Origin of the sequence: Clostridium sp. YIM B02555 (assembly GCF_022320955.1) — a bacterium.
Lineage (GTDB): Bacteria > Bacillota > Clostridia > Clostridiales > Clostridiaceae > Clostridium > Clostridium saccharoperbutylacetonicum.
Genome location: NZ_JAKJJY010000004.1, coordinates 216253 through 239979 on the forward strand (window position 1 = coordinate 216253; position 23727 = coordinate 239979).

24 protein-coding genes are annotated in these 23727 nt (G+C 29.2%); 18 read left to right on the forward strand and 6 right to left on the reverse strand.

The window, feature by feature from the left end:
* Positions 1–121 precede the first annotated feature (121 nt).
* Positions 122–400, forward strand: coding sequence for an autorepressor SdpR family transcription factor (locus L3B98_RS08610; protein ID WP_238916312.1), 279 nt, complete (start codon positions 122–124; stop codon positions 398–400).
* Positions 387–797: an SdpI family protein gene (locus L3B98_RS08615; protein ID WP_238916313.1), complete on the forward strand. Its 411-nt coding sequence runs from the start codon at positions 387–389 to the stop codon at positions 795–797. Before L3B98_RS08610 ends, L3B98_RS08615 begins: the two co-directional genes overlap by 14 nt.
* A 244-nt stretch (positions 798–1041) precedes the next feature.
* Here L3B98_RS08615 and L3B98_RS08620 read toward each other — a convergent pair whose 3' ends face one another.
* Entirely contained in the window at positions 1042–1866 is an 825-nt protein-coding gene (locus tag L3B98_RS08620; RefSeq protein WP_238916314.1) for a DMT family transporter, read from the reverse strand.
* A 210-nt stretch (positions 1867–2076) separates the two neighbouring features.
* On the opposite strand from L3B98_RS08620, the gene L3B98_RS08625 reads away from it, so the two are divergent.
* From L3B98_RS08625 to L3B98_RS08635, 3 genes are all read left to right on the forward strand, one after another.
* Positions 2077–3411, forward strand: coding sequence for a PLP-dependent aminotransferase family protein (locus L3B98_RS08625; protein WP_238916315.1), 1335 nt, complete (start codon positions 2077–2079; stop codon positions 3409–3411).
* Between the two features lie 168 nt (positions 3412–3579).
* Positions 3580–4503, forward strand: coding sequence for a YafY family protein (locus L3B98_RS08630; protein ID WP_238916316.1), 924 nt, complete (start codon positions 3580–3582; stop codon positions 4501–4503).
* A gap of 71 nt (positions 4504–4574) precedes the next feature.
* Positions 4575–5138 (forward strand): N-acetyltransferase, encoded by a 564-nt coding sequence (locus L3B98_RS08635; RefSeq protein ID WP_238916317.1) that lies wholly within the window; start codon positions 4575–4577, stop codon positions 5136–5138.
* A 726-nt stretch (positions 5139–5864) separates the two neighbouring features.
* On the opposite strand, the gene L3B98_RS08640 is transcribed toward L3B98_RS08635, so the two are convergent.
* From L3B98_RS08640 to L3B98_RS08650, 3 genes are all read right to left on the reverse strand, one after another.
* A complete protein-coding gene (locus tag L3B98_RS08640; protein WP_238916318.1) occupies positions 5865–6860 on the reverse strand; it encodes an IS110 family transposase in 996 nt (331 codons plus the stop codon).
* Positions 6861–7079 carry an IS110 family transposase gene (locus tag L3B98_RS08645; RefSeq protein ID WP_238916319.1) on the reverse strand — a complete coding sequence of 73 codons (219 nt, stop codon included), beginning with the start codon at positions 7077–7079 and terminating at the stop codon, positions 6861–6863.
* Positions 7080–7417: 338 nt separating this feature from the next.
* Positions 7418–8272 (reverse strand): AraC family transcriptional regulator, encoded by an 855-nt coding sequence (locus tag L3B98_RS08650; RefSeq protein WP_238916320.1) that lies wholly within the window; start codon positions 8270–8272, stop codon positions 7418–7420.
* 451 nt (positions 8273–8723) lie between these two features.
* Between L3B98_RS08650 and L3B98_RS08655 the strand changes: the two genes are divergently transcribed.
* The 12 genes from L3B98_RS08655 (at position 8724) to L3B98_RS08710 (ending at position 20685) form a co-directional block, all read left to right on the forward strand.
* Entirely contained in the window at positions 8724–10016 is a 1293-nt protein-coding gene (locus L3B98_RS08655; protein WP_238916321.1) for a sugar ABC transporter substrate-binding protein, read from the forward strand.
* A 76-nt stretch (positions 10017–10092) separates the two neighbouring features.
* The gene (locus L3B98_RS08660) at positions 10093–11028 is read left to right on the forward strand and encodes a sugar ABC transporter permease (RefSeq protein ID WP_238916322.1); all 936 of its coding nucleotides are present in this window, start codon (positions 10093–10095) and stop codon (positions 11026–11028) included.
* 17 nt (positions 11029–11045) lie between these two features.
* Positions 11046–11885: a carbohydrate ABC transporter permease gene (locus L3B98_RS08665; RefSeq protein WP_238916323.1), complete on the forward strand. Its 840-nt coding sequence runs from the start codon at positions 11046–11048 to the stop codon at positions 11883–11885.
* A 42-nt stretch (positions 11886–11927) separates the two neighbouring features.
* A complete protein-coding gene (locus L3B98_RS08670) occupies positions 11928–14135 on the forward strand; it encodes an alpha-galactosidase (RefSeq protein WP_238916324.1) in 2208 nt (735 codons plus the stop codon).
* Positions 14136–14689: 554 nt separating this feature from the next.
* Entirely contained in the window at positions 14690–15988 is a 1299-nt protein-coding gene (locus tag L3B98_RS08675) for a cellulase family glycosylhydrolase (protein ID WP_238916325.1), read from the forward strand.
* A gap of 285 nt (positions 15989–16273) precedes the next feature.
* Positions 16274–17236, forward strand: a complete 963-nt coding sequence (locus L3B98_RS08680) for an AraC family transcriptional regulator (RefSeq protein ID WP_238916326.1) — start codon at positions 16274–16276, stop codon at positions 17234–17236.
* Between the two features lie 144 nt (positions 17237–17380).
* The gene (locus L3B98_RS08685) at positions 17381–17656 is read left to right on the forward strand and encodes a hypothetical protein (protein WP_238916327.1); all 276 of its coding nucleotides are present in this window, start codon (positions 17381–17383) and stop codon (positions 17654–17656) included.
* Positions 17657–17911: 255 nt separating this feature from the next.
* On the forward strand, positions 17912–18475 hold the full coding sequence (locus L3B98_RS08690) for a flavodoxin family protein (protein WP_238916328.1): 564 nt from the start codon (positions 17912–17914) through the stop codon (positions 18473–18475).
* A gap of 253 nt (positions 18476–18728) precedes the next feature.
* Positions 18729–19253, forward strand: coding sequence for a GrpB family protein (locus L3B98_RS08695; protein WP_238916329.1), 525 nt, complete (start codon positions 18729–18731; stop codon positions 19251–19253).
* Between the two features lie 29 nt (positions 19254–19282).
* Complete coding sequence (locus L3B98_RS08700) at positions 19283–19573, forward strand: hypothetical protein (RefSeq protein WP_238916330.1); 291 nt, start codon at positions 19283–19285, stop codon at positions 19571–19573.
* A 102-nt stretch (positions 19574–19675) separates the two neighbouring features.
* Entirely contained in the window at positions 19676–19915 is a 240-nt protein-coding gene (locus L3B98_RS08705; RefSeq protein WP_077362357.1) for a hypothetical protein, read from the forward strand.
* Between the two features lie 131 nt (positions 19916–20046).
* Positions 20047–20685 (forward strand): hypothetical protein, encoded by a 639-nt coding sequence (locus L3B98_RS08710; protein WP_077362359.1) that lies wholly within the window; start codon positions 20047–20049, stop codon positions 20683–20685.
* Positions 20686–20708: 23 nt separating this feature from the next.
* Here L3B98_RS08710 and L3B98_RS08715 read toward each other — a convergent pair whose 3' ends face one another.
* Positions 20709–21557: a MurR/RpiR family transcriptional regulator gene (locus tag L3B98_RS08715; RefSeq protein WP_238916331.1), complete on the reverse strand. Its 849-nt coding sequence runs from the start codon at positions 21555–21557 to the stop codon at positions 20709–20711.
* Positions 21558–21611: 54 nt separating this feature from the next.
* Positions 21612–22463 carry a Cof-type HAD-IIB family hydrolase gene (locus L3B98_RS08720; protein WP_238916332.1) on the reverse strand — a complete coding sequence of 284 codons (852 nt, stop codon included), beginning with the start codon at positions 22461–22463 and terminating at the stop codon, positions 21612–21614.
* Positions 22464–22710: 247 nt separating this feature from the next.
* Here L3B98_RS08720 and L3B98_RS08725 point away from each other — a divergent pair, with 247 nt between their 5' ends.
* Positions 22711–23712: an ROK family protein gene (locus L3B98_RS08725; protein WP_238916333.1), complete on the forward strand. Its 1002-nt coding sequence runs from the start codon at positions 22711–22713 to the stop codon at positions 23710–23712.
* Positions 23713–23727: the final 15 nt, after the last annotated feature.

The following is a 23727-nucleotide window of genomic DNA, read 5'->3' on the forward strand; positions in this document are numbered from 1 at the left end:
TAATGGAATAATTATCAGACCTATTTAGAAAAAAATCTAAATAGGTCTTGATTTTATATAAGGATTTTGATATATTCTATTTAGAAATATTTCTAAATAGAATATAAAAGGAGAGGATAGATTGGGATTTCCAGAAACGTTTAAAGCACTATCAGATCCAGTTAGACGAGAAATTTTAGTAATGCTGAAGAATGGTAAGAAATCAGCTGGGGAAATTTCAAAAGAATTTGATATGACAGGTGCAACAATTTCGTATCACATATCACAATTAAAAAAAGCAGGTTTAGTTTTAGAAACAAAATATAAAAATTTTATATATTACGAAATCAATTTATCAGTATTTGAAGAAGTAATGATTTGGTTTTCGCAATTTGGAGGTAATAAAGATGAAAAGAGATAGACTTTTATGGATTACAACTATTATTTGTTTTTTACCATTGATTCTTTCAGTAATATTGTTACCTATAATTTTATTTATTGCACTTGGATATAAAATTCCCATTCAAATTGTTTCATTAGGATTTGTAGGTGTTATTATTGTAGCAAGCGGAAACTATTCACCAAAATGTAAGCAAAATTATACGATTGGGATTAGATTACCATGGACACTAAACAGTGAAGTGAATTGGAACAAAACTCATCATATGGCAGGATATCTTTGGATATTAGGTGGTATTTCTATGATAATCTTAAGTTGTATACAGATGCAAGGTATTATAATAACTTTCATTATTTTATCAGTTATTATAATAGTTCCGTGTTATTATTCATATTGGTTATATAAAAAGGGTTTATAAGAAATCGGTATTTTTTTAAAAGGATAAATATAGTTATAAAAAATAACTTGATAAAGTGTCTATGTAAATGAGGAGAGCTAAATCCAGATGGAAGAGGTTCTCCTTATTATTTTGCTTCTAGAATAAGATTAATGATAAATCCTAAGAACATAAAAATATGTATATATCTAATTCAAAACACATAATTTTAGAAATCTAAAGTGACTCCTAGAGATAATAAATAATAGGTTAAACGGAATATTTACTATTTTTTTATACATAATTCTCTTACACTTATAGCGGTAAGTGCAATTAATCCTCCTATGAAGGCATAAGTTCCAGGGATTTCACCAGTGAATAAAAATACCCAGAAAGGATTAAGTAAGGGTTCTAGGACAGGAATTAAAATTGCTTCAATTGGAGAAACATATTTAACAGCTAATGTATAAAATATATAAGAAACTCCTAACTGGAATATTCCTAAAATTAATATTCCTAAAATGCTATTTAAGCTTGGAACTGATTGAAAGAAAAAAGGTATGGCTATAATAAATGTAATTATATTTCCAAGGAAAGTCATTTCTACTGGAGAACCATCTTTTATAAGTTTTAAGAATATTACAACTCCAGCCATTGAGATACCGCTGAGTATTGCAATGAAATTTCCTACAATAGTACCTTGTCCTAAATCTCCTATAAAGAATAAAGTCATTCCCAGCATAACAAAAACAATTACGACTAAATCAGATTTTTTGATTTTTTCCTTTAGGAAAATTTTTGAGAATAACACTACCCATATAGGTGCTGTAAATTGCAGAAGTATTGCATTTGCTGAGGTTGTAAGTTTATTAGCAGTAACAAAAAATATGAGGAGGGATGAATACGTGCATGCACCTAACAGTTTTGTCTTTCCTAAGTGCATTACTGGCTTTTTTAAGTATAAAAACATAACTATTGCAGCTATACCACTACGTGATCCAGCAATAGCCATAGGATTCCAGTTGACTAATTTGATAAATAAACCTCCGATGCTCCATAAAATTGATGCTGTTACTAGATATAATATTGCTTTTTTTCGATACTTTTCCATACTTGACTCCTTTAATATAATTTTATTGAAATTTAGATGAGATTTTATACGTTGAATTTAATTGATGAACTTACAACTTATACTTTATTAGTTGTATAATGACATTATATAAATTGAAATTATACAGTACAATAATTAAAAAAGTATTTTGTACCGGTATAAGATGACTAATATATTTTAAAAAATTGAGATAAATTAAAGGATAAGATTATGAAAAAGAAATATGAAATTATCATAGAACATATTGAAAAACTTGTAGAGAATAATGAATTAAAGCAAGGGCAAAGATTACCTACAATACGAGCTTTGGTTGATAAGTTTGAGTGCAATAAGTCTACAATAATAAGAGCTTATAAAGAACTCGAAATGAATCATAGAATATACTCTATTCCTAAAAGTGGATATTATTTGGTGGAAAAGAATAATGAAGAGAAGATTGAAAATGGGATCATTGATTTTTCTCTGGTAGTTCCTGATTCTAGATTACTTCCATATAAAGAATTTAATCATTGTATAAATAGAGCGATAGAATTATATAAAAATGACTTATTCATATATGGAGATGCTGAAGGTTTTAAATCCTTGAGAATATCACTAGTTAATTTCTTTTCAGAATATCAAATATTCACTTCTATGGAGAAAATATGTATTACTTCTGGTTCACAGCAAGCGATCAGTATTCTTTCTAAAATGACTTTTCCAAATAGAAAAAAGAATATTCTAGTTGAGCAACCAACCTATAGTCTTGTGCATAAATTAGTAGAAATGAATGGCGATAAGTTAATAGGAATAAATAGGGATTTTAGTGGCATAAATTTGGAGGAATTAGAGAATATCTTTAGAAATGAAGATATAAAGTTTTTCTATACAATTCCAAGGCTTCATAACCCATTAGGTACAAGCTATTCAGAAAAAGAAAAGAGATGCATTGCAGAATTGGCTGAAAGATATGATGTTTACATTGTTGAAGATGATTATTTAGCTGATTTAGATAAAAATAAAAAATCATTACCAATTTATTATTATGACATATGGGAACGAGTTGTATATTTAAAAAGCTTTTCTAAAACCTTTATGCCAGGAATAAGATTAGGAGCAGTTGTTCTTCAAGAAAAATTAAAAAGTGAATTTTTGAAACATAAGAGATATTACGATTTAAGCACTTCAGCATTAGAACAAGGAGCTTTAGAAATTTATATTAATAGCGGAATGTATAAAAAGCATATTAAAAAAATCCAATTTGCGTATATGAAAAAAATGAATTATTTAAAAGACTGCTTAAAAAATATAGATACAACGGGAATTCAATTATTTACTCCAGATACAGGATTTTTTATATGGATACAGTTTACTACTTATGTAAATATAGAAGAAATAAATAAAAAATTAAATGAAAAAGGTATTTATATAGCAGAGGGAAAGGAATTTTTTATAGGGAATAATTCAAGAATAAATGGTTTTAGGTTGTGTATATCTAAACTTACAAAAGATAAGATAAAGTTAGGTGTACAGATATTATTTGAAGAGATACATAAATTAATTTAGAATATTAGTAGTAGTATTTTATTAAAACAAAAAGTAATAGATGAAGATGTTGCTTTTTTGATGATGTTGAAAATGGAAAAGGACAGTTATATGTCCTTTTTATGAGTAAAGGCCATATTTGCACAGGATGTATAATATAAATTTTAATATATTGAGGTAGTAAAGATAATGAAGATAGAGCGATTACTTGGAATTGTTGTATATCTATTAAATCGTGATATTGTAAATGCCAGCGTATTAGCAGAAAAATTTGAGGTTTCAATTCGAACAATACAGCGAGATATTGAAACTTTGAACTTAGCAGGAATACCTGTAATGTCTATGTATGGGACAAATGGAGGATATGGCATTATAGATAGTTTTAAGCTGGATAAGCAGATAGCTAATATAGAGGATTATCAGTTTATTATTGCTGCGTTGACTGGTATGAATTCGGCATATGATAATAAAAAAATTGAAACAACTTTGGAAAAATTACTATATGTCGCTAAAAAGGAGCAGTTTGTTAAAGCTAAAGTGAAGCTTGATTTTAGTGTTTCACGAGAGGGTAAGAATATAGATGAGCATTTAAAGCTGCTTGAGGATGCGATTGGGAAGGAACAGATTATTGAATTTGAATATACAAACTCTTCCAGTGATAAAACATTGAGAAAAGTAGAACCAATTGGTGTAGTATATAAGTGGTATGCATGGTATTTACTTGGATATTGCTGTAGCAAGAAGGACTATAGGTTGTTTAAAGTTCTACGAATAAGAAATTTAAGAAAACTAGATAAATCAATCACAACAAGGCATGAAAGTCTTGAAGTCTTACTAGCACAACAGGAAAAGAATGATAATAGAAAATATATAGATGTAAAATTATTGTGTAAGGAAGAAATACGTATTTCAATTGAAGAATATTTTCCTAATGCAAGTATAACAACAAAGGAAAACGGAGATCTTATCATACAATTTCATGTACCAAATAATGAAATTGGATGGAAGGGATTAATTTTCACCTATGGTAATAAAATTAAAATACTAGAGCCAGAGGAATTAAGAAAAGAGTTTTTGTTAAAGGCACAAGAAATTATTAATACATACAAATAATCTACGTCATACAGTTGTCGTATATCCCCCTTTATAATATAACTTGAGTATATTTTGAAGGGGGATTTTTTATGAATAACGTATATAAATGTTGTCCAGAATTTGAAAGTGAGAGATTTAGATTAAGATTTATTTCTGTAGGGGATTGTGATGATTTGTTAAAAGTATATTCTGATAATAAAGCAGTAGCTTTATTTAATAGTGATAATTGTGATGGAGATGTTTTTTACTATACTACACACGAAAGAATGAAGCAGGCTCTTGATTATTGGAAATTTGAATATGATAGAAAGGGTTTTGTAAGATGGTCTATAATTGATAAAATAAATAACACTGTAATTGGAACTATAGAATTATTTCATAGAGATGCAAAAGATTATTTTACTAATTGCGGGCTTCTTCGCTTAGATTTGAGAAGTGATTATGAAAGAAAAGATACCGTAATAAATATCCTAAATTTAATTATTGATAAAACTTATTCGTTGTTTGAATGTAACATGATCGCAACAAAAGCAATTCCTATTGCAAAGGAAAGGATAAATGCTTTGAATACCTTAAAATTTTCATCTACTGAAAATAAGTTGATAGGTCATGATGGGACTGAATATTCATCATATTATTTTAAGAATAAATAAGGAAAGTTATAATTTATGATTTAGTTAATAGAACTTAATCACAGTGAAATCAAATAGTAGATTTCCAATTGTAAATCGGAACTACTATTTTTTGTATTATTACAGTATGTTTTCCAATAAGTATAATTTTATAAGATTATTATAGATATCTAATTCAATAATCAAACTTATAAATGGAATATACATGCGTCATTGAGAAATTATAATCACAACTCTATACTAGAAATTAGATACATTTTTCTGGAAGCAGGCATGTGAAATTGAGATGATGATGGTTCTTAAGCAGAGAACCCAAATCTGTGATTTGGTGTGAATCGCTTACTCCCTATATAAACTTAATTATTCTCCTGTTTTCTTGATATATCTTAATATTTTAAAAAAGTATTAGCTAGAATTATATTTTAGTGTAAATAATCCAACTTCATCTTAAAAAAGAGTATAATTAACAAACCAATGAGAATTGGCTATTTTTAAATATGAATGCTTATAGGAATCCATATACTACAGTAGTCAATCCTCCCATGTCTAACTGGATCTAAGTCCTAAATTCCTTTGTACCTCTTACTTGTAGTTGGATGGTGATTAATGCTCAGCGCCCTGGTCTTATGCCATAAAGTAAGTGTTGCATCACCTTAACCTAGCTATTATTTTTTTGTCAATAAGATTGTTTAGAATAATTATGCTGCTATTGATAATAACTGATTGTGTTCCAATACTATAGTAGGTTCATACTGACATTCCAAAGAAAACTCTTAAGAGTTTACAGCCTACTGCTATCAACGATTGCATACCTTTTAGTTGATTATTACTTCGTGTCGTATAATGCTTATGTAGTGTCTTAAATTCTTCATTACTATTAATGAAAGGTAGCAAATACTTAAATAGTATTGCACGGACTCGTGAATTGCCACGTTTAGATATTGTTGTCTTACCTTTCTTTTCCCCTGATTCACTTATTTTAAGATCTAAGCCTGCATAAGCTAATAATTGCTGTGGAACTTTGAAATTTTTCAAATCTCCGGTTTCCGCTAAAAGCGAACCTATAAACATCGAACTAACGCCTTTAATTTCAACAAGATTTTGAGCATAATCTATTCTCTTTAGTAATTCATTAACTTCATTTTCTATAAGAATTAACATTTGATTTATATTTAAATAATTTTCTAGATAATGTTTTAATATAATCTTCTGCATTTCAGAACATTTATCAAGTGCTATGGATTTTTCAGCTACCTCTTTTAAATGCTCTACATGACTTGATATATTCCCTGTTTTTACCTCCTCTTTTATAATACTTACTATTTTATTAGAATCCGTATTTAAAATCTCTCTCTGTGTTGGGAAATTCTTAAGAATAGCTATTGATGTTTTTGTATTCCATTTTTTAAACAATAATTTGTATTCTGGAAAATTAATATCAAGCCATCTTTGAATTTTATTATCAAGTCTAACTTTCTCTTTGATTTTTTCTTCTCTAAATCTTATTAGTTCCTTCAAATCGGTAAATCCACTATTTCTTTTGTTTATAGTTGAATATTTTTCAAATAAAATTGTTTTTGCAATGGCCATAGCATCAATATGATCAGTTTTTTTATTCTCCATTCCTAGCAAATCTCTCATAGACTTAACATCAGATGCTTCAACTAAAACTGCCATAGAATTTGATATTTTATCTGCAATATAATCTTCTATTCTTATCCAATAATGTCCTGTTGGTTCCATTCAAATGATTGAATCTTTTAATTTATAAGTAAATTTGACTTTATTTATCCACATATGAAATGAGTTTAACCCTTCATAGTCAGTAGCAAAGGTAATGGCTTTACTAAGTTCTTTACCTTCAGAATTAAACGCTCTCGCGACGGAGTTGTATTTAGCAACATCAATTCCTATAATTAAAGTTGACTTATTAGTGTGTTTAATGATATTATTTGTTTGCATTAAGATAGCCTCCTTGATAGTTATTTTAATATGATTGAGCTCATATTTTCATTCTAACAGGAGGCTATTTTTTTATCAATTTCTGTTTAAGTTTATTACAGGAATGCTCAGCGAACGAACGTGAGTCGAGTTTCCTCTATGGCTTGTTTTATTTACAGCTTGTCCAGATTTTACATCTGGAACACACTGAAATGACGACAAGCTGCCATTTAGAAGCTTCCAGCGAAAATTTCACTAGTCCTGTGGAAGATAAATGTATCTAATTTCGGTAAGTTTCGCGTAAGTCTAATTCTCGCATTGGATATCTATATTAGATCCTATTAATAAAGGTATAAGAATTATAATTTTGAGCTATTTTGATTTCTCCATTGCCTCGGTGGCATATTATAAATTTCCTTAAAAGCCCTAGAAAAATAAAATTGATTTGGATAGCCAGTCAGTTCAGCAATTTCTCTAATCGACATACTATCATCTTTAAGCATTTCGCATGCCTTAGTTAACCTGTATTTTATTAGAAATTCTTGTGGTGTAGTTTTCATAGTATTTTTAAATATTTTTCCTAAGTAACTCCTGTCTAAGTTACACCATCTCGAAATGTCTTCAACTGAAATATTATTATTATAATTCTTTTCTATAAAATTAATGGCCTCCCTTACATAAAACTCCTGAAGATTGCTAGCCTTTTTTGCGGTATAAAAACTTGAATTTTCTAGTAGTGCATAGAAAAATAAATAAACATGACCTAAAATTGCTGAATCAGGTGCCTCTGGATTGTTTATTAAAAACATTAAGTTTTCTACAATAGAGTTTTCAGAAGTATATTCTTTTGGAATAAAAATAGGATTTTTAGCTGAAAGTCCTATTTCATCTAAATATCGTTGCGCTTTTAATCCCTCAAATTCTATCCAAATATATTGCCAAGGGTCGTCCTTGTCTGCTTCATAAGTATTTATTATGTTTGGGGTTATTAAAAAGCCTTCTCCAGCTTTTACTGAATAGGCAGATTTTTTGTTTGTATTATCAATTACTGGATAAAGTTTTCCTTTTCCAGATAAAACATAGTGAAAAAGATAATGATTTTTAACGGTTGGACCAAAGGAATGCAAAGAATCGCAACGTTCAGAGCCAAATTGATAAAGGATAATATCTACATAATTAATATTATTAAAAACATAACTTTTAAAGTCAGACATAAATATTTATCACCTCCTAATTGTATTTATGTAAATGTTTAATATTACTATAACATAAAATATATACTTTTGCGTTCAATATTGCACAATAATTGAATAATGTAGCAAAAGTATATATTTTTAGCTTTGTTATTCTATGTATTTCGAATATTTTAGATGTTAGAATTTAGTCATGGAAAGAAAATAGACGCCTAAAAGCTATGAACTTACTAAGGTGATAAAAATATAGAATATCTATATTAAGCTTTTTTAGGTATTTCATGAAAAGCTTTACTTTTAATATGCTCTGTAAAGAAATATATATTTTTGCTGAGTACTATTAAATAAGGCGTAATCAAAAGATGGAAATTATAAAAGTAGATTTTTAATATTAGTGTAATAGAATACACGGCAATATTAAGGATAAAATTAAATTACAAAATTAATCTTTAAAAAAATGGAGGGTAATATAATGAAAAAGAAAATTGTTTCTTTATTATTAGCTAGTATGATGGCTATTACAGGGTTAGTTGGATGTGGTAATTCAAATACAGCAGCAACTAGTGGACAAGATACAACAAAAGCATCTGGTGGCGGAGATGTTCATATTACTTATGCTCTTTGGGATTCTAATCAAGCAAAAGGTATTAGAAAAATGGCAGATGAATTTGAAAGTAAAAATAAAGGTATAAAAATTGATTTACAAGTTGTTGGCTGGAGTGATTATTGGACAATGCTTGAAGCAGCGGCAACAGGGGGATCACTTCCAGATACTTTCTGGATGCATTCAAATGAAATTTATAGATATGCTTCTAATAACATGCTTATGGATTTGACAGACAAAATAAACAAGAGCAGCGAAGTTAAATTATCAAATTATCCAGAAGGATTAGATAAAATATACAATTTAAATAGTAAGCAATATGCTATTCCAAAAGACTACGACACTATAGGACTTTGGTATAACAAAACAATGTTTGATAAAGCAGGAATTTCTTATCCAGATGAAACTTGGACTTGGGATAAATTATATGAAGCAGCTAAAAAATTAACAACAGGAGATGGAAAGCAATATGGTTTCTTAGCTCCACTTCATAATCAAGAAGGGTATTACAATTTCGTTTATCAAAATGGAGGAACAATTATAACTGATAGTAAAGTATCAGGATATGATAATCCTAAGACAATAGAAGCAATGAAATTTTATGTGAAATTTGTACAAGATGGTTTGTCACCTAAAATTTTTGATGATGCAGCACGTGCACAAGCAATGCAAAATGGATTATGTGCAATGGGATTCTTTGGTTCATGGAATTTAAGTGGCTTTGCAGCAAATGATTATATGGCTAAAAACTTTAATGTTGCAGTATTACCTTCAGCAAATGATGGGAAGAGAGCAACCATATTTAATGGACTTGGAAATGCAATTTCAGCTAATACAAAGCATCCAGAAGAGGCTTGGAAATGGGTTGAATATTTAAGCTCAAAAGAAGGACAAACAAAACAAGCTGAGCTTGGAGTAGCAATTTCAGCATACAATGGAACAGCAGATGCATGGGTAAATTCTAATAAGACCTTTAATATTAAGTGTTTCATTGATATGGTTAAGTATGCACAAATAAGACCATATTCAAATACAACTGCAAAATGGGAAGATAAAGCTTATGAATTATTAAAAGGTGCATTTACTGGAGAAAAGACAGTAGATGATGCATGTAAGGATACAGCTAAGATGATGAATGATTGCTTAAAGGAAGAGAAATAAGAGTATTCATTGGGAATTACGGCAATAAAATATATGTTGCCGTAATTTTTAAAATGTCTTTATAGGAGATGAATTTATGGTAAAGGATATAACAATGCAAGATATAAAAATAAAAACAAAAAAACCATCTAAACAAACCGTAAATGAATGGAAATGGGGATATGCATTAGTTGCACCTACTATTATTGGACTTATAGTTTTAAATATCATTCCAATTGTTCAAACTTTGTATCTAAGTTTTTTTAAAAGTGGCGATTTTGGAAAAGGAAATATATTTGTTGGTTTAAGCAATTATACGAAGATGTTCGGTGATGTTCAAGTATGGCATGCAGTAGGAAATACTTTAAAATATACAATTATAGTTGTCCCAGTAACAGTAGTTATAGCAATGATATTAGCAGTATTATTAAATTCTAAAATTAAAGGAAAAGGCATGTACAGAACTATATATTTTATCCCAATGGTTGCAGCTCCAGCAGCAGTAACTATGGTTTGGAAATGGTTATATAATAGTCAATTTGGACTTATTAATTATATGCTTTCTAAAATTGGAATAGCTCCTTTAAATTGGATTGACGATCCTAGCATTGCTCTTTACTCTATAGCAATAATAGGAATATGGAGTACAGTTGGTTACAGTATGGTACTACTTATTGCAGGACTTCAAGAAATACCTAAAGATTATTATGAGGCATCTAGTATTGATGGAGCTAAACCAGTGAGACAATTTTTTGATATTACCTTGCCACTAGTATCGCCAACTTTATTTTTCGTTGTTGTTACTAGTATAATTCAAGCAATGCAGGTTTTTGATGTTATTTATATGATGATAGATGTAACCAGTCCTGCATATGATAAAACTGTTTCATTAGTTTACTTATTCTATAACAATTCATTTAAATATGCAGATAAAGGCTATGGGTCTGCAATTGTAATGTTGCTTCTTGCAATCATAATGATAATTACAGTATTTCAAATGAAAGCACAAAAGAAGTGGGTTAATTATATGTAGAAAGGGGAAATGGAATTATGACTAGTATAAATAGAAAAATGAACACGTCAAAATTATTTATACACTTATTTTTGATAGTTGGAGTAGTAATTATGATATTGCCATTTGTTTGGATGGTGTTAACATCCTTTAAAACGGTGTCTGAATCTACTTCAATGAATCCTTTTGTTATTTTTCCATCTGAGTGGAAGGTAGAAAATTATTTAGAAGCAATACGTCAAAATAATTTTATTATATTATATTTTAATACTTTTGCAATGATGGCTTTAAGAATTATTTGCTCTGTGGGCTTTAGTGCTATGGCAGCTTATGCTTTTGCAAGGTTAAAGTTTCCAGGAAGAGATTTTTTATTTGGAATAGTATTATTTCAAATGATGGTTCCAGTTCAGCTTTTTATAATACCACAATATTTGATGGTAGATAAAATTGGAATGAGAAATACAGTATTTGCACTTCTTTTTCCAGGACTTGTTAGTGCCTTTGGAACATTTTTGCTAAGGCAGTTCTTCATGGGGCTTCCAAAAGAACTAGAAGAATCAGCAAGATTAGATGGCTGCAATATAGGACAAACTTTTGTTAAGGTAATGTTGCCACTTACAAAATCAGGTTTGGTTGCACTTGGAATATTCACAGCATTATTTGCATTTAAAGATTTAATGTGGCCACTAATTGTTAACTCAGGTGCTGATGCAGCAACCTTATCTTCAGCTCTAGCAAAAATTCAAAGTGCATATTCAGTAAATTACCCTCAGCTTATGGCAGCATCAGTACTTGCTATTTGGCCAATGCTTGCAATTTATATTGTGTTCCAAAAGCAATTTATAGAAGGTATTGCAACGTCAGGAGGAAAACTATAGTTTTGAAATAATTGACAGAAATCCATGGGGAGGGAGAAAGTTATGGCAATTAAATACAGCGAAAAATCTAGAGAATTTCATTTATATAATAAAGAAATAAGCTATATTATAAAAATATTAGATAACAACCAATTGGGGAATTTGTATTATGGAAAAAGAATTCATCATAAAGAATCTTTTTCATATCTTTTAGAAGGGGGAATGCGTCCATTAGCAGCATATGTATTTGAAGGTGATACTAACTTTTCACTTCAACATACAAGACAAGAATATCCCTCTTATGGTACAACAGACTTTAGATATCCTGCCTTTGAAATAAAGCAAAAGAATGGAAGTAAGATAACTTGTTTTGAATTTGAGGCTTATAACATTTTTAAAGGTAAAAAGAAGCTGGAGAAACTTCCTGCGACTTACGTTGAAAATGAAATTGAAGCACAAACCTTAGAAATAATATTATACGATAAGCTTATAAAAACAAGATTAGTTTTAAGCTATACTATTTACAAGGATTTACCTGTGATAGCAAGGAATGCGAAATTTCTGCATGAAGGAAAAGAAGAAATTGTTTTGACAAAAGCAATGAGCTGTAGTTTAGATTTGCCAGATTATGATTATGAAATGTTACATTTAGCGGGAGCTTGGAGTAGGGAAAGACATGTGAAAATTAAAAGCTTAGAACAAGGAGTTCAATCGATTTATAGCTTGAGAGGTACAAGTAGTGCAGAACATAATCCTTTTATAGCCTTAAAAAGACCAAATACAACTGAATTTGAAGGTGAAGTTTATGGCTTTAGCTTAGTTTACAGTGGTAATTTTTTAGGCGAAGTATTGGTAGATACTCATGGCACCTCGAGAATTATGTTAGGAATTCATCCTAATATGTTTGAATGGAGATTAAAGGAAAATGAAAGATTTCAAACGCCAGAGGTTGTAATGGTGTATTCAGATAAAGGCTTAAATGGAATGAGTCAAATATATCATAAATTATATAGATCAAGACTAGCAAGGGGATTTTGGAGAGACAAGGTGCGTCCAATCTTAATAAATAACTGGGAGGCTACATCCTTTGATTTTAATGAAGAAAGAATACTTAAGATTGCTAAAGCTGCAAAAGACCTTGGAATAGAGTTATTTGTATTAGATGATGGATGGTTTGGAGAGCGTAATAATGATAAAGCTGGTCTAGGAGATTGGTATGTAAATACTAAAAAACTCCCTGCTGGAATAGTTGGACTTTCAAAGAAAATTGAAGAAATAGGAATGAAGTTCGGGCTTTGGTTTGAGCCTGAGATGGTTAATAAAGATAGTAATTTATATAGAAATCATCCTGATTGGATTATTCATACACCAAATAGAACAGCATCTCATTGTAGAAATCAATATATATTAGATTTTTCTAGAAAAGAAGTAATTGATTATATATATGAAGCTATGTCAAAGGTATTGCGTGAAGCGTCAATATCATATGTAAAATGGGATATGAATAGATATATGACTGAATGTTACAGCGTTGTTAAAACAGCAGAAAATCAAGGCAAAGTAATGCATGAATATATTTTAGGGGTGTATTCCTTATATGAAAAATTAACCTCTGAATTCCCATATATTTTATTTGAGTCATGTTCAAGTGGTGGTGCAAGATTTGATCCAGGAATACTTTATTATGCGCCACAAGGCTGGACAAGTGATAATACAGATGCAGTTGAAAGGATGAAAATACAATATGGAACTTCTTTTGTATATCCAATAAGTAGCATGGGAGCACATGTATCTGAAGTGCCAAATCAGCAGGTGTTTAGAACAACTCCTCTTGAAACTAGAGCAAAGGTAGCATACTTTGGTGCTTTTGGATATGAGCTGGATTTGAATAATTTATCAAAGAAAGAAAGAGAATTAGTAAAAAGGCAAGTTGAATTTATGAAAGCTAAAAGGGAACTAATTCAAAAAGGAATTTTTTATAGATTATTAAGTCCTTTTGAAAATAATATAAATTCTTGGATGGTTGTGGCAGAAGATAAATCTGAAGCAGTAGTAGGGTATTATAAAATACTGAATACAGCAAATGATGGGTTTAAGAGAATTAAATTGCAAGGGTTAGATTCAAACAAAAAATATTATATTAATGAAGATAAACAAAATGCATTTTTTGGCGATGAATTGATGTTTGCAGGAATACCAGTAAAGCAAGAAGAGCTTTGTAACAATGGTGGAGATTTTTCATCAATTATATATTATTTAAAAGAAGAGTAAATATTTAGCATGTATTTTGGATATATACATTCCAATTATCAATTGTAATTAGTCGCGAAGCTCACAGAGAAAGTTCGAATAGCGAAATGTACACCTATAAAAAGAGCAGCTATGCACTTATATAAAGAGCAGCTATGCTGCAATAAGGATCTATTCTGCAACAACGGAACTTAAATAAAAGAAGTAGCTATGCACATCTGAAAAGAGTGGCTTTGCCACAATACGGAACTTTTCTGCAACCAAGAACTAATTCACTTTCGATTCTCACTTTTCCATTCAGGATTTCTTAATGTGAGATGTAATACCTTAATTAGAACTTATATATAAATGGCTATAAATCAGAAATGCTTTTTATTAAAAAAATAATTGTTTCTTGAAGATGAATAATGGACAAGCTAAATATATAGAAAATGAAAAGCATTATTCTGTATTTATAAATAAAGTTTTAAAAAGAAAAGGGGTGATTTTGAAAAGAAAAGAGATATAGAAGGGTTTAAAAATCAAGTAAATTTCACTATTTTGTGAAAATAAAAAGTTTTGAGGAGGTTGGGTATATGAAAAAAGTTTTAGCAAAAATTTTATGTCTATCTATAATGGTAGTATTGGCGCCTACATCAGGAATAAAAGCGTCAGCAGCTAGTTCTATTAATGTTGACTGTGGAAGTGTACTTAGGAATGCAACGCATTGTGCAAGTGGATCTCTTTATGGAATGACTGAAACTAAACCAGCGGATGTTAGTGGTCTTGTAGCTCCACTTAATCCATATGTAATGAGAAATCCTGCTAGAGGGGGGTCTGGAAATCAGCATAGTTTTGGTGCTGCAATACCTGTTTCAGGAAAGCTTGCCTCAGTTCCAAGTGCTAAGGTATCAATTGATCTAGCAGATATGCTTCCAGGTTGGCCATATAAATGGCCAGGTATGACAAGTTGGATTAATCAAGTGAATTCCTTTATTTCTGATAAGAAAGCATCTGGTAGAAATAATTATTATGGTTATGAAATATGGAATGAACCTGATGGTACCTGGAACACAGCTAATGGAAGCTTTAATGATATGTGGAAACAAACTTATAATGCTATTCGTGCTAACGATCCAAGTGCTAAAATAATAGGTCCTTGTTACAGTTATTATAATCGTACTAGCCTTAGTAGCTTTCTAAGTTTCTGCAAAACAAATAATTGTCTCCCTGATATAATAAGTTGGCATGAACTTAGTGGAATAGAAGGAGTATCATCACATTTAAGAGATTATAGGAATTTAGAAAAATCATTAGGTATAGGAACATTACCAATTAGTATAAATGAATATTGTGATGCAAACCATAACCTTGAAGGACAACCAGGATCATCAGCTCGCTTTATAGGAAAATTTGAGCGTTATAAAGTTGATAGTGCATGTATAACATGGTGGTTTGTTCCATCACCAGGTAGATTGGGGAGTCTTCTTGCAACTGATACTCAAAAGGGTGCAGGTTGGTATTTCTATAAATGGTATGGAGATATGAATGGAAAAATGGTAAGTGTAACACCACCAAATGATGATAGCAATCTTGTTGATGGAGCTGCATGTGTTGATTCAACAAATAAGTCTATCAGTTTTATTTTCGGTGGACCAAATGATGGTACTATAAGCACAACAATAAAGAATCTTCCATCCTTTATTACATCTACAGCATCAGTTAAGATAGAGAAGATTGATTGGATAAGTAAAGATACTGTATCTTCGGGGCCTTCTACAATTTCAACTACTAATTATCCAGTGGTTAATGGACAGATCACAGTGAATCTAACAGGTTGCAACAATAGTTCAGGTTATCGTATTTATGTTACTCCAGCAACTAGTGGCAAATAATAATAGTAAAATAAACTTTTAAAAATATTATTTAGACTTTAGATAATTTTGCATACTTAATATATTTATCGTTAAAATATTACTGGAAATTTTGATTTCTAGTAATATTTTTTTGTTGTTTGACAGAGAAAAACACTTGCTAAATAGAGTTATCAATTCCAAAGTAGATAATTCAAAAAATACTTACAAGGAAATATTTTTTTACCTTATAGCAAAAATGGAACAGCAATAAATAAAAAAAAGGGTTATAGTATAATTACCACGTGGAATTAAGGAGTGAGAGCAGTGAAGCATGAGGAAATCATACTTTTGTGTATTCAATATATTGAAAATAATATTAAAGAAAGATTAACAGTAGAAGGTATCTCTAAAAAAATGGGATATTCAATATATCATTTTTCAAGACTATTTAGTGAACAGATGGGAATATCTCTTATGGAATATGTAAAGGAGAGAAGGCTCTTTAGAGCGACTAAAGATATTATGCAGGGGAAAAGGATACTTGATGTAGCAGTGGAGTATGGCTACCAAACTCATAGTGGATTTACAAAAGCTTTTCGAAGAAAGTATGGTTTTTCTCCTGCCTTTATTCATGCTATTTGCATTCAAAGCTTAGTTGAAGGAGGTAATTATTATATGAATGAAAATAAAGAATATGAAAACGCTAATATATTTTTAAAAGGAACTGAAAATTATAAAGCACCAAAAGAATTATACGGGTATTTAATTAAAAGTATTAAAAATAATAGAATATTTGATGATTTTGAAAGGTTGGAAAAAGCATATAACTTGGCTTGTTTGGCTCATAAAGGTCAAAAGAGAAAATCAGGTGAAGAGTATGTGACACATTCAATAAATGTAGCTATTATATTAGCTGAAATGGAGGCTGATGAAGAAACAATTATAGCAGGTTTATTACATGACATAATTGAAGAAAAAACTGGAGTAACCTTAGAAGAAGTAGAGGAAGGGTTCTCAACAAAGATTGCCAAAACAATAGCCGATGTGACTAATTTTAATGAAAGCTATTCAAAAAGGAATAAAGCTTTCTTGGATGACTGTGTTATCATGATAAAATTATCAGATCGTCTTCATAACATGAGAACAATAGAATTTATGGATGCAGAAAGATGGAAAGAAAAAGCTAAAGAAACTGTTGAGATATTTTCTCCAATAGCAGCTAAATTCAACAATTCAAAATTGAAAACGGAATTAGACAATTTAGCATTGAAATATATTAAAAATTAGTAATGCAATTTTTAAAATGACTTACCATATAAAAATGATATGGTAAGTTTTTCTTGTTATGTATATAATAAAATTATATAGGAAAATTGAAACTTTTAAAGGATTGTTTTTATAAAGAAATAGATATTTAATGGGGGGCTTGGAGTGAAGAGTTCAGAAAAATTTCATAAACGTGGTACATCAGCGATAGTCCTTTTTCCAATAATATATTATATAGTTTCTGATACTTTTCATGCTAATAAGTATATTAAATTTTTAATGGTTGTTTTGATTTTTATATATACCGTGGTATTAGATATAGGATATAGATTTACAAATAATCTTATAGGGAAAAAGAAAGATATAATAAAAATAATATTATGGATTTTATTTAACTTAGCCCTTGTTGTTTGGTGGTATTTCAAGTTTGTACACCTATAAAAAGAGCAGCTATGCTGCAATGCGGATCATTTATGCAGTACGGAACTTTTTACTCATATTTCTTAATTCTTAATTGATCGGCAAATTTCAATTTATCGAACAGTTAAGAATTTTAAATATGAAATGAGGAATAAGCAAAAAAATGTATAAAATAGATTGATATGTTATAATATGGTTGGTTATATGGAGTAATAACAAAAGGAATCCAAGATACGAATAATCAAAAAAACTTTATATTCAATGGAGGTAGATAAGATGTCAAAAGTAGTTATTTTTAATGGTAGTCCAAGAAAGAATGGATATACTTCAAAATTATTAAAACAAGTGGTAAAAGGAGCTGAATCTAAAGGAGCAGATGTAATTGAATTTGATTTAAATGATCCTGGAATTCGTGGATGTCAAGGTTGCTATTATTGCCGTACTTATGATGGATGTGCTGTTAAGGATTATTTACAACCAATGTATGAGGCTATTAATGAAGCAGATGCAATTGTATTTGGTTCCCCAATTTATTTTTATCAAATTACAGGTCAAGCAAGAGTTTGGTTAGATCGTACATTTCCAATGATCGAGATGAATGGACAAAACATTAAACCTAGACATCCAGATAAAAAGTTAATAACTGTATTTGCCCAAGGAAGTCCAGATCCTAAAGTAGGAGAAGCAGGGATAAAATTTGTAACTGATGTTCTTGTGAGATATGGCTGGAAGTTAGAGGATAATATCCATTATTGTGGAACTAGTTATAATCCAGATTTAGCAACGTTTGAGGAGTTATCTTTAAGGGCATTTAAAGATGGAGAAAATTTAGTTGGATAAATATTGGAAGTGATTGGAAACAAACAATCCAGAAGAATATGTAATTGGACTTAAGTTTCCTTCAGTATAACTTTATTGAAATTTTATATATAATTATTAGGAATGACTTACCGTATATAAGTAATATGGTAAGTTTTTTTTATTACGTATATAATATAGTTATATATAGAAATCAATTCTAGAGTAACTATAAAATAGTAATAATTTAATGTGTAAAGAAGGCTATTATTATAACTTAGTGGAGGGTTAGAAAATGAGAACAAAAAATGTGGTCGTGTTACCATATGATTTTAATTGGAGTCATGAATTTGAAAAAATAAAAATATGTATTGAAAAAGAGCTTGGTGATAATATTATTGGAATAGAACATGTAGGAAGTACTTCAATAGAAGGATTGGCAGCTAAACCGATTATAGATTTAGATGTTATTATAGAAAGTTATGATAATTTTGAAGAAGTTAAAGCTAAGTTAGAAACTTTAGGATATTATCATGAAGGGGATTTGGATGTAAGGGGTAGAGAGGCTTTTGCGTATGATGAAAATGAAAAAATGGAGTTTATGACTCATCATTTGTATGTTTGCCCTAAAAATTCTGATGAATTAAACAGACATATTACTTTTCGCAATTATATGAGAACTAGTAAAGAAGATGTAGAAAAATATAGTGCGATTAAATTACAGGCTGCAAAATTATATCCAAAAGATATAGATAGCTATTGTGAATATAAGTCACCATGCATTATTGAAATTTATAAGAAAATTGGATTAGAAAATTAAAAAAAGTCTATAGGAATTAAGGAGGAAAAATGAAATTTATTATACTTTTTATAATATTTTGTGTTTTTTATTCTATCTTTGATTGGATAATTAAGAAGACAGATATTCATAATAAATTATTTAATAAAGCAGGAATGAAAAAACATATAAAAATCATATTGACTATAATCATTGTTGTATTTGCATTTTTTATTGAATATGAAAAACAAGTATTAAAGGATGTATATGGTGATTACAGCTATATATGTATTGTGATAGGTGCATTTTTGAGTTCAATTTATATGAATTTTGTACCTCTTATATTTAGAAAAAACAAGTAATTATTCAGCTTAATGAACAAAAGGATAAAAATAATTTAAAGTGAAGATGGAAATGATAACTCATTATTTTAGGTATTCAAGAATATAAGGTGGTGTATATTAATGAAAGAAAAGTTTAACAGCATCTATCCTATAGTAAATTCAATACTTATTATAGGTACATTAATTTTTAAAAGTATCGATTATATACTTTGGATTCTAGTAATGATACTTAATATTGTTACATTAAGCATATCATTAAGGGATGATACAAAAGCTAAAGCTGGTACAAAGATATTTGTAGGAGCAACTATTGTTTTCACAATAGGTTGTATAATTTATAAACTTTATGAAATTAGTTAATAAATAAATGCAAACACATTTGATAAAAATGGAAGAAAAATAATATTATACTTAAATTATATTACTTGTCCAAACACATTAAGTTAAAATCTTCTAAGAGACTGATTAGATTAAGTTAAAGGAGTATAATAATGAAGATAAAAAGAATGTTAGTTTGTTTTTTTATGATTATATTAATATCATGTGGAGCTTCTTTAACACTTAAAGCAGCTATAGGGGTAGGTGCTTGGGATGCATTAGCTTTAACGGGAAGCTCAATTTCAGGAATTAAAGTTGGTACAGTAGGAATGCTGCTTAATTTTATATGCATTTTTATTGAGTTAATGATATTAAGAAAAAATTTTAAGATTAAACATGCTTTACAAATAGCGCTATGTATTATTGTTGGATATACAGTGAATTTCTTTTTTTATAATGTATTAGGCGGAATTGAGTTATCAAATTATTTTATTAGAGTAGTAATTTTGATAGTTGGATATATTATTAATGCATTTACAGTAGCAGTAATTATGCTGTTAGATGTAGTGACTTTTGCATTGGAAGGTGCCTGTATGGCTGTGTCAAATAAAGTAGGAATTAAATTTCATATTTTAAGACAAGGAGTAGATGTTGTATGCATTGTTGTTGCGAGTATTGTAGCTTTTACTAGCAACGTTCCTTTAGCAATTAGAGAGGGTACGGTAATTGGTATGGTTATTTTTGGACCAATTATGGGTCTATTCATGAAACAATTAAAACCAATATTCCAAAAATATGATTTAACTGATTAGTAGTATATTTTAATGATATATATCTATTTCCCAGATAATTGCTTATATGCATTAAGTTTATATTGTACATTTTTATCATAGTTAAATTCAAAATAGCAGGTATAGATGCAATCTAAAATATATAATAGAGATAGCCTAGTTGAAAAAGATGAAATTTTATTAAAGTGATTTTCATTTGAACTTAAATACAAATGATAATTTGCATATTTTGTAAGAGGGTTTTCGTTTGTAGAAGAAATCAATATAATAGGGGTCTTGTTTGTTTTCAGTATAGAAACTATTCTTTCTATTATTATTCCTCTGCCTTCAAAAGAGACTATTATTGCAACATGATTTTCATTACTGGTAGAGGCAGTTAAAAGTTGATGATATTCTTCTATAGGAACATTAATAAAGGTTCCTATTTCTTGCATTTGAAATTTGAAGTTTTCTGCAAAATAAATATTTCCAGCAGAAGTGTAAAAATCAATATGCTGTGTGTTCTTTAAAACATTAGAAATTAATTTTAATTGTTCAGGATCTATTAAATTTAAAGAGGAAACCAATGTTTGCTCATATAATTCTTTCATTTTTGAAATAATTTGGTTTTGAGTTTCATTTTGGTTAAATGGGTAATTATAATCTAAGGAACTATTTTCTTTTAAATATTCATTAATAGATGCAGATACCTGTACTTTTAATTCTGAAAGCCCTGTTAAATCTAATTTCTGGCATAGCCTATAAATTGTTGAGGTTGAAATAAAACAAGCTTCACTAATTTCAAGAGCGCTCATTTTCACAAAAGACTCAGGATTATCCTGCATATAGCTGACTAATGTTTTTTCGTTTTCGGTTAAGTTGGTTAATTTATTTAATTTGCTAAAAATGTTCATGAAGATCACCTCATGAACATTATACAATATTTTATTTAATTTTGGTTCTCTAAATTAAATAACTACATTGTCTATGTATTTATTAAGTGTATATGCTATACCATCTTCTTCATTAGATAAGGTAACTTCATCAGCAATAGCTTTTAAATCATCTACAGCATTAGCCATAGCTACACCTACACCAGCATATTTAACCATTGATGCATCATTATGTCCATCACCAAAAGCAATCATTTCTTCCTTTTTATATCCCATTGGAATTAATACAGTATCTAAAGCTTTAGCTTTATCAATTCCACTCGCAGTAAATTCAAAGTAGAAATCTGCTGTAAACATGCAGCTTAAGGTATCTTTAAAGGGCTCCATCATTTCTTTGTAATGAGCTGTTAAATAGTCAGGCTCACCAGCCGTTAATATTTTATTTAATGGATAGTTTGCAAAGGCTGCCAAGTCTTCTTTTTCACATAACTTAAACTTACCGCCTCTAGATTCATACTTAATTATGTTTATAATTGTATCTTTGTAATGAATCTCATTGTTGAATACATCATTAACATACATATAATCACCCTTATCAATCATTGGCTTAACGTCAAATTTTTTCATATGTTCTAGTACAGCTTGTCCTTCTTCAATACTCATGGTTTCATTAAATAGAACTTCATTAGTTTCACAATCAACAACTTTAGCACCATTAAAAGAAACTAAAAGTCCATGATTTTCATTCATCTTTAATTCTTTAGCAAAATCCATCAATCCAGAGGTAGGTCTACCTGATGCTAGAATTAATTTAACTCCATTTTCTTGAGCTTTAATTAAAATCTCTTTAGTCTTTTCTGTAACTAACTTTTTACTATTAGTTAAGGTACCATCTACATCCATGATAATTACTTTTATATTATTCATTTCACTTCACCTCAAGTTTTTTTATTTGATTATACTAATATTGGGTTTATAAATGAATAGAGTAATTGAAGAATGAAGAATATATGTCAAAAATAATAAAGTTATAAAGAAATAAATGAAACAAGTTTATCATTATCTAAAAGAGTATTTTTATTTAACATAAGCTTATTGACAGGTTGATATATATCATTTATATTATTTACAAAGAGACTTAATAAAGTATCTTTATAAAGGCGGTGGGAAATCAATGGCTAGTGTAAATGCCAATTTAGTGAAAGAAATTAATTTAAATAATCTAAGAAATACATTTAAATTAGTAAAAACAGCAACAAAGCCTCAATTAGCAGAATTAACAGGCTTAAGTGTAGTAACAATTAATTCTTTAGTTAAGGTCCTCGTTGAAAATGGAGAAGTAATAGAAGATGTGATATTGCCATCTAATGGGGGAAGACCAGCCACAGCTTATAGCTTTAATAGTGAATTTAGCTTAGCATTGGTTATCTATTTATATGAGCAAAGAGGAGAAGATACAGCATTTATATGTGTTTCAAACTTATATGGAGAGATTTTAGAAAGAATCGAAAAAACAATGGATAAAATTCAAAACAATAGTTTTGATAGTTTAATTGAGAAGATGCTTTCAAAATATCCTAATATAAAAGTAATAAGCTTTGGAATGCCTGGTGAAGAAATTGATGGAAGATTACTAATTAGCGACTATAAAGAACTTCAGGATAAATTATTCACAACATATATTAAAGAAAAATTTAAGTTACCCGTTATATTTGAAAATGATATTAATGCAGCCGTTGAAGGCTATTGCTATTCTAATGAAATAAAAGATAAGCAATGTGTTATAGGAATATATTTTCCAAGCAAGTATCCTCCAGGAGCGGGAATTTATATTAATGGAGGAATTTATAAAGGTCGAAATGGGCTTGCAGGTGAAATTAAATATCTTCCTTTTGAAGTAGATTGGGATAACTTTGATTTTAATAAGGAACAAATGAAAGAAATAATTATAAAAACAGTAGTAGCTTTTTGCTGTATGTATAATCCAGATATTATTGTTTTATATGGAGAAGGAATACCAGATGAAATTGTTGGGGAAGTTAAGCACAGATGTAATTCTGAAATTGAAAAAATTATGATTCCGGAGATAGTAATTTCTGAAGAATTGAATCATGATTTTGAAATTGGAATAAAACAGATTGCATTGAAGTCTTTAGATCCCATATTGAAGCTTTAAAAGAAAGTTTTAAGA